Source organism: Dorea ammoniilytica (genome assembly GCF_025567415.1).
GTDB lineage: Bacteria > Bacillota > Clostridia > Lachnospirales > Lachnospiraceae > Claveliimonas > Claveliimonas ammoniilytica.
Window position 1 is genome coordinate 1 of sequence record NZ_JAOQJV010000030.1, and the last position, 7,734, is coordinate 7,734.

Sequence of the window (7,734 nt, forward strand, 5' to 3'; positions counted from 1 at the left end):
GTTCTCTCCATGTTCCTTGTAACTTGTCCACCATATCAGTTCATTATAAAAATCTTAGATTTTTGTCTTGACAACTGAGCCACTATAAAATATGCTGAGGAACAATCGGAAATGCAGAATATGCGGTAATGCCGGAAAATAATTCCGGAAGGAACACGTATATGTATCGTCATGAAGAGTCTGGTACATCTTATGATATCCGTGTAAAAGGACAGGAAACAGATGATGCTGTCAAAGAATTGTTGGACGGAATTGTGCTGAAATTAGAGGACGAAGGAAATAAAGACGCACCATGGCCATGGGAGGGAGAACCTCTTGAACCTGTATTGGCAGAGCAGATGGTAGGTTCTTATACGATCGTCCCGGAATATATTCCGTTTAAAGAAGCCCAGGGCGTTATGCAGATCATGGAACACCAATTTGTAAAACAGGGCGATCAGGTATTTCATTTGCTGGGGAATAAACTGGATACGTATAATTATTCAGAAAGCGGACTCGAATTCGTTTCTACGATGGAACTGGAGAAGGATTGTGAATATATGTCTGCGGACAGCAGTGGGATGTTATATCTTTCACCGGGAATTCAAGAAGTGATTGGCGTAAAAGATGGGAAAAAAGCGCTTCAGACAACAGTAACTGGCGATCTGAACATGCATCCGTCCGGAGAATGGGGAATCAGTTTCTGGGTGAACAGCGATACGCAGAAGATTTCGAATCAGGGCGGCAATCTGACGGCTGAACCGTGGATACTGACCGGATTAAATGATGCCGCTGAACGTAAAGGAGAATTTTCAATGATAGATGACGTCCAGATTACGGATAGTCATATTATGGTTGCCGGCTCCATGGCAGCAGAAGATGAAGGCACAAAAATAATTGTCTATGATTATGAAGGCAATCAGCTTTTGAAATTAGGTGGAGCAGATATCAGTTCTCCGGACCGGCTCGGATCCATTACGGGCATGGCGGAAACAGAAAATGGTTTTGTGGCAGCAGATGGAAATATGCGGGAAATACAATTCTGGGCAAAAGATGGAACGCATATAGGCGCAATTTCTACAGATGACATATTTGGTGTCGGTTATCCATGGCTGGAAGATATGCAGCTGTTAGACGACGGTTCTCTTTTAATCCTGCTGACACAGAAGCGAAATGACGAGTCGGCAAATGAATTGATGTTCTTCAGATTGACAGGATTCTAAGCCAGGCATACTACTCATGAAAGTATCAAATCAATAAGTTTGAAAGGTCACCTTTGTGGTGACCTTTTTTCATCTGTGTGTTATGATTACATTGCTCAAATTTTTTACACCAAAAGAGCTTCCGGATAAAAAGCTGGAATTTGTGGAGGAATAAGACAATGTCAAAAGATGAATATTTAATCACAGATGAGCCACTTAAAGCGCTGACTGTTTTTGCAATGCCTATGATTTTAGGCAGTTTTTTTCAACAAGTATATAATATGGCTGATTCAATAATCGTTGGTCAGTTTGTTGGCTCTTCTGCACTTGCGGCAGTTGGTGCCTGTGCTGCACTTACGAATGTCTTCATTTGTATCGCGTTGGGGGGCGGCGTTGGTGCCGGTGTACTTGTGAGCCGTTATTTTGGATCCAGAGATTATAGCAAAATGAAAACAATCGTATCAACATCATTGATTAGTTTCCTGATTCTAAGTATACTTCTGGGCGTCTTTGGATTTTGCTTTTCCCATTCGATGATGAGTTTGTTACAGACACCTGCTGATATACTGAAGGAAGCAGTACTGTATCTTCGTGTTTATTTTGTAGGTTTTCCGTTTCTGTTTATGTACAATATCCTTTCGACGATGTTCACGTCTATCGGAGAGTCAAAAATCCCGCTGGGGCTTTTGATATTCTCTTCTGTTTTGAATATATTTATGGATCTTTGGATGGTGGCCGGACTTGGTCTGGGTGTGTTTGGTGCAGCCCTTGCGACTCTCATTGCACAGGGGATTTCCGCAGTGTTTTCACTTTTGATTTTCTTTGGTCGGATGCGCCGATATAAAAGTCATTTTGCCTGGTTTGATGGGCGGGAATTACATTCTATGCTTCGAATAGCCGTACCATCAGTTCTTCAACAGTCCACAGTGTCAATTGGTATGATGATCGTACAGGCGGTTGTAAATCCATTCGGGACACAGGCACTCGCTGGTTATTCGGCAACGATGCGGGTAGAAAATGTTTTTTCACTGATCTTTGTATCCATTGGAAATGCAGTCTCGCCGTATGTATCCCAGAATCTTGGCGCAAAGAAAACAGAACGCATCAAAAAAGGATATCACGCTGCACTGGTGTTGGATCTATGTTTTGCAGTTTTTGCTTTTATAGTCATTGAGACGCTGCATACTCAAATTTCCTCATTATTCCTGGGTAAAGACGGAACCGCTTTAGCATATGAGGTATCCGGAGGTTATATGAGATGGATCGGCTACTTTTTCATCTTCATGGGGATTAAGATGGCAACGGATGGTGTTCTTCGTGGACTTGGAATCATGCGGCCATTTCTCATTGCAAATATGGTAAATCTGGCAATCCGTCTGTCAGTTGCTTTGATCTTTGCCCCTCGTTTTGGCATCGCATTTGTCTGGCTTGCTGTGCCGGCCGGTTGGCTTGCGAATTTTCTGATTTCCTATGCAGCACTCAGAAAATCATGGCCAACTGATAAACAACTGTCATCTCGATAACTTTCGGTAGCATGCATTGCAAACGAAAAAACGTGCAGGATTATTGCGCTATTTTCGGAAATTAACCGATACGCATTTCGCTATTGCCTGTGCTATAGTGAGAATATGATATTGACTATGATACCTGCGGACTTAGACCTTTTGACCCTGGTATTATACATTTCTGGAAGGAGTATGCAATTATGAAAGCACTTGTGATGAGCGAACCGGGCAATGTGAAAATGACAGAATTACCAATGCCGGAGATTAAACCGGATGAGGTGTTGGTACGTGTTCGTGCAGCCGGAATCTGCATTAATGATGTGAGGGATTTTAAGGGAGAATGTGATTATTCTTATCCGCGTATCGGTGGACATGAGTTTGCGGGTGAGATCTATGAAATTGGTTCGGAAGTGAATAAGAACCGTTTCCATGTGGGACAGAGAGTTGTTACTTATGTGGTTGATAACTGTAAGGAGTGTTACTACTGCAAAAATGGATTCGAAAATGTGTGTCCGGATTCATTGAACAGTATTACATATAAGAATCCGGATGGCATCTCTGGCTTCTGTGGCTTTGGCCAGTTTGTTGTTGCTAAAGCAGAAGATCTGTATATCGCAAATGATAATGTGGCATTTGAAAAACTGGCAGTGGTAGAACCGGTTGCATGCGTTATCAATTCTATTAATAATGCAAATGTAGAGTTTGGTGATGATGTGCTGGTTATCGGTGGCGGAACTATGGGCATGCTTCATGTCATGCTGGCGCATATGAAGGGCGCGAATGTTATTCTGTCAGAGCCGGTGGAAGAGCGTAGAAAGAAAGCACTGGAACTGGGAGCAAATGCGGTCATCGATCCGACCAAGGTTGATGTGGCAGAAGAAGTGAAGAGGTTGACAGACGGACTTGGAGCAAAGATCGTATTTAACACGACAGCTATTCCTGCAATTGCATTACAGGCACTGGACTGCACAGCGAAATGTGGAACGATGGTAATGTTCTCGTCCCTGCATCCGAACAAACCGGTAGAGATTAATCTTGGCGCAATCCATTCTACACAGAAAAATATTACAGGCGCACAGAACGGAACAGTTAAGACATTCTGGCAGGCAGTGAAGATGTTGAACAGAGGCGTATTTGATCCGACACCGATCATTGAGGATATTTACGATTATCATGATTTTGATCAGGCTATGGCATGCGCGATGCGTCCGGATACATACAAGGTAGTACTTAAGATTACGGATTAATTAAAATATATCAGCTGGGAGTCAATCCCCCAGCTGATATAGCCTCCGGCAGGATTGCAGAGGTGCGCAGTAGAAGTATGTCATGCAATTGCATGACACGCACCTCGCAGCAAGAATGCCGAGGCATTCTTGAATTTGTAGGAGGGTAAATTTATGTTAGTAACATTGAATGATGTAATGATGATTGCTGAACAACAGGGAATCGCAATCGGAGCATTTAATACTCCGAATCTGGAATCACTGCGTGCGGCAATTGAAAGTGCAGAGGAACTGGAAAGACCGGTTATTGTTCAGCATTGTCAGATGCATGAAGAACTGATTCCATTAGATATTATTGGACCAATTATGCTGGATCATGCAGCAAGGGCATCTGTTCCGGTATGTGTACATCTGGATCATGGCGAGGATCTGGATTATCTGAAACGCGCATTGGATATGGGATTCACTTCGGTAATGTATGACGGTTCTGTACATCCTTACGAAGAGAATCTTGCAACTACAAAAAAGGCAGTAGAACTTGCTGAAAAATATGGCGCAAATGTAGAAGCTGAGCTTGGAAGTATGGGTAAACGTGAATTTGGAAGTGGTAAACCTGGCGAAGAAGATGACCAGAAGATTTATACAGATCCAGATATGGCGAAAGAATTTGTAGAGCAGACAGGTATTGACGCACTGGCGTGCTCATTTGGAACTACACACGGTATTTATCTGACGGAACCAAAGCTGAATTTTGATATTGTAAGCGGCGTGCGTGAGAAGACAGAAGGAGTGCCGGTAGTCATGCACGGCGGATCGGGTGTGAGCAAAGAAGACTTCCACAAAGCAATCAAAGCAGGTGTGCGCAAGATCAACTATTTCACATACATGGATAAAACAGGCGGAACCGCGACAGAAGAGTATGTAGAGTCGGTAGAAAAGGGGAAACCGGTATTCTATTCATCAGCCAGAGCAGCCGCTTTTGCAGCAATGAAAGAAAATGTAAAAGAGGCAATAAAGACATTTTCTATGATAGATTAAGAATATTTGATTGGAATGCCAGGAGCGTTATGTTCCTGGCATTAAAAAAACGTGCAGAAATATTGCGCAATATTCTGCAAAAGGATTGTAAGTACGAAAACGAGAATGTGCTATAGTAATTTTGTGATAAAAATTGTTTTTAAATATCAGAAAATTTGCATTTGCTGAAAGGAGCATGTAATTATGAAAGCACTTGTAATGAGCGAACCAGGACACGTAAAAATGACAGAGATCCCGACTCCGGTACCGAAAGAAGATGAGGTGTTGGTTAAGATTCACGCATCAGGAATCTGTGTAAACGATGTCCGTGATTTTAAAGGAGACTGCAACTTCAGTTATCCACGTATCGGTGGACATGAGTATGCCGGAGAAATCTGCGAAATGGGAAGTGCGGTAAATAAAGATCGTTTCCATGTTGGTCAGAAAGTTGTAACATATATTATTGATAACTGCAATGAATGCTATTACTGCAAGAACGGATATGAAAATGTATGTCCGGACTTCTCTCATACAACAGCATATCAGAACCCGGATGGAATCTCCGGATTTGGCGGATTTGCACAGTACATCACTGCAAAGGCATCTGACCTGTACATCTGTGAAGATCATGTATCATATGAGAAGCTGGCACTGACAGAGCCGATTGCCTGTGTATTGAACTCTATCAACAAGAGCAATGTTGAATTTGGTGATGACGTACTCGTAATCGGCGGCGGTACAATGGGTATGCTGCATGTAATGCTGGCACATCTCAGAGGAGCAAGAGTTATCCTGTCTGAGCCAATGAAAGAAAGAAGAGATAAAGCACTTGAGCTTGGCGCAAATGATGTTATCGATCCAATGAACACAGACGCTGTGGCAGAGGTTAAGAAGCTGACAGGCGGAATGGGAGCAAAGGTTGTATTCGATACAACAGCAGTTCCTGCACTTGCGCTTCAGGCAATTGAATGCACAGCGAAATGTGGTACAGTAGTAATGTTCTCGTCTCTGCACCCGAATAAACCGGTAGAAGTTAATCTTGGAGCAATCCACTCTACACAGGTTAATATTACAGGTGCGCAGAATGGTTCTGTTAAGACATTCTGGCAGGCAGTACAGATTATGAACAAGGGCGTATTTGATCCGACACCATTAATTGAAGCAGTATATGATTACAATGACTTTGATGAAGCTATGGCATGTGCGATGCGTCCGGATACATACAAAGTTGTACTGAAAATGGAAGATCATGATAAATAAGGAGGAAGTGTACAATGTTAGCGACATTAAAAGAAGTACTGCAGGCAGCAGAAGACAAGAAGATTGCGATTGGCGCATTTGATACACCGAACCTTGAAAGCCTTTGCGCAGCAATCGCGGCAGCAGAGGAAGTAGAACTTCCTACTATTATAATGCATGCACAGTGCCACGAGAGCCTGTGTCCGCTTGATGTGATCGGACCTATCATGGTAGAGCATGCTAAGAAAGCAAAAGTTCCGGTATGTGTAATGCTGGATCACGGCGAGGATCTGGATTATCTGAAGAGATCTCTGGAAATGGGATTCACAGCAGTCATGTATGATGGATCGACAACTCCATACGAGGAAAATGTTAAGACTACCTGCGAAGCTGTAAAACTTGCAGCATCTTACGGCGCAGATGTAGAGGCTGAGATCGGAAGCATGGGTAAACGTGAATTCGGTGCAGGTACACCAGGTGAAGAAGATGACGCTAAGATCTACACAGATCCTGATATGGCAAAAGACTTTGTGGCAAAAACAGGCATCGCAGCATTGGCTTGTTCATTCGGAACTACACACGGTATCTATCTGACCGAGCCAAAGCTGAATTTTGATATCGTAAAAGATGTACGTGCAAAGGCAGACAGCATCCCGGTAGTCATGCACGGTGGCTCAGGGGTAAGTGAAGAAGATTACCATCAGGCAATTGCAGCAGGTGTGCGCAAGATCAACTACTTTACTTATATGGACAAGGCAGCAGGTAATGCAGCAGCAGAATATATTGCATCGGTAGAAGATGGTCAGCCATACTTCTATTCCGCACTGCGTCTGAAAGCAATGGATGCAATGAAAGAAGACATTAAGAGGGCAATGTTGGTATTTGCCGGTAAATAAATGTATAATCTATAGAAAAACTGAGCGGATCATCGAAAGGTGATCCGCTCTTCATGTATATAGAAGTTGTAGATGTGCATAAGAATTGTATTATTGCAGCGGCGGAATTGACTGAATTGTCTAAATTAAATAAATATTAAAAACAATATTGACAATTCCACTTCCGCTGTGCTATATTATACAAGCTGTCGCGTGAGACAGGGCTGAGAAGCACCGCTGTCCATGAGGCACAACCGAAAATCTGGAATATATGAAATGAAAAAAGTTGTTGACAAATGTCGATAAACATGATATTCTAGATAAGCTGTTTCGAGCGAGTACGCACCGCTGAAACAACAAAAATAAAAAAGTTGTTGACAAGCGACGAAAGATGTGATAATCTATTAAAGCTGTCGCAAACGACAACACAAAGAACTTTGATAACTGAACAATAGACAACAACCCTGAAGATTCTTTAAGAGAAAATTCAGAACGGACTGACAACTTGAAAGTTGAAGTCAACCTATATAACAGTAATAACGGGATAGGAAAGCTAGTGGTTTTCCTGAACGGAATTAAACTTGATTTTAACTCACGCTGAGGTGTGAGGGAAAATATTTTTTACGAGAGTTTGATCCTGGCTCAGGATGAACGCTGGCGGCGTGCTTAACACATGCAAGTCGAACGAAGC

General features: G+C 42.7%; 6 protein-coding genes and 1 rRNA gene. All 7 read left to right on the forward strand.

Annotated elements, in window-relative coordinates:
• Positions 1-161: 161 nt before the first annotated feature.
• Positions 162-1,202, forward strand: coding sequence for a hypothetical protein (locus tag OCV65_RS13110; protein ID WP_262582448.1), 1,041 nt, complete (start codon positions 162-164; stop codon positions 1,200-1,202).
• A gap of 158 nt (positions 1,203-1,360) precedes the next feature.
• Complete coding sequence (locus OCV65_RS13115; protein WP_262582449.1) at positions 1,361-2,704, forward strand: MATE family efflux transporter; 1,344 nt, start codon at positions 1,361-1,363, stop codon at positions 2,702-2,704.
• Positions 2,705-2,886: 182 nt separating this feature from the next.
• A complete protein-coding gene (locus OCV65_RS13120; protein WP_262582450.1) occupies positions 2,887-3,933 on the forward strand; it encodes a zinc-dependent alcohol dehydrogenase in 1,047 nt (348 codons plus the stop codon).
• Between the two features lie 153 nt (positions 3,934-4,086).
• A complete protein-coding gene (locus tag OCV65_RS13125) occupies positions 4,087-4,950 on the forward strand; it encodes a class II fructose-bisphosphate aldolase (RefSeq protein WP_262582451.1) in 864 nt (287 codons plus the stop codon).
• Between the two features lie 183 nt (positions 4,951-5,133).
• Positions 5,134-6,189: a zinc-dependent alcohol dehydrogenase gene (locus OCV65_RS13130; RefSeq protein WP_118384469.1), complete on the forward strand. Its 1,056-nt coding sequence runs from the start codon at positions 5,134-5,136 to the stop codon at positions 6,187-6,189.
• A gap of 14 nt (positions 6,190-6,203) precedes the next feature.
• Complete coding sequence (locus tag OCV65_RS13135) at positions 6,204-7,064, forward strand: class II fructose-bisphosphate aldolase (protein ID WP_262582452.1); 861 nt, start codon at positions 6,204-6,206, stop codon at positions 7,062-7,064.
• A 598-nt stretch (positions 7,065-7,662) separates the two neighbouring features.
• Positions 7,663-7,734: ribosomal RNA gene (locus tag OCV65_RS13140) — 16S ribosomal RNA — on the forward strand; the annotation flags it as partial.

Bases quoted from the DNA above. Each gene is read 5' to 3' on its own strand.
- OCV65_RS13125 (WP_262582451.1), top strand. From the start codon at position 4,087: ATGTTAGTAACATTGAATGATGTAATGATGATTGCTGAACAACAGGGA.
- OCV65_RS13120 (WP_262582450.1), top strand. From the start codon at position 2,887: ATGAAAGCACTTGTGATGAGCGAACCGGGCAATGTGAAAATGACAGAA.
- OCV65_RS13115 (WP_262582449.1), top strand. From the start codon at position 1,361: ATGTCAAAAGATGAATATTTAATCACAGATGAGCCACTTAAAGCGCTG.
- OCV65_RS13130 (WP_118384469.1), top strand. From the start codon at position 5,134: ATGAAAGCACTTGTAATGAGCGAACCAGGACACGTAAAAATGACAGAG.
- OCV65_RS13135 (WP_262582452.1), top strand. From the start codon at position 6,204: ATGTTAGCGACATTAAAAGAAGTACTGCAGGCAGCAGAAGACAAGAAG.
- OCV65_RS13110 (WP_262582448.1), top strand. From the start codon at position 162: ATGTATCGTCATGAAGAGTCTGGTACATCTTATGATATCCGTGTAAAA.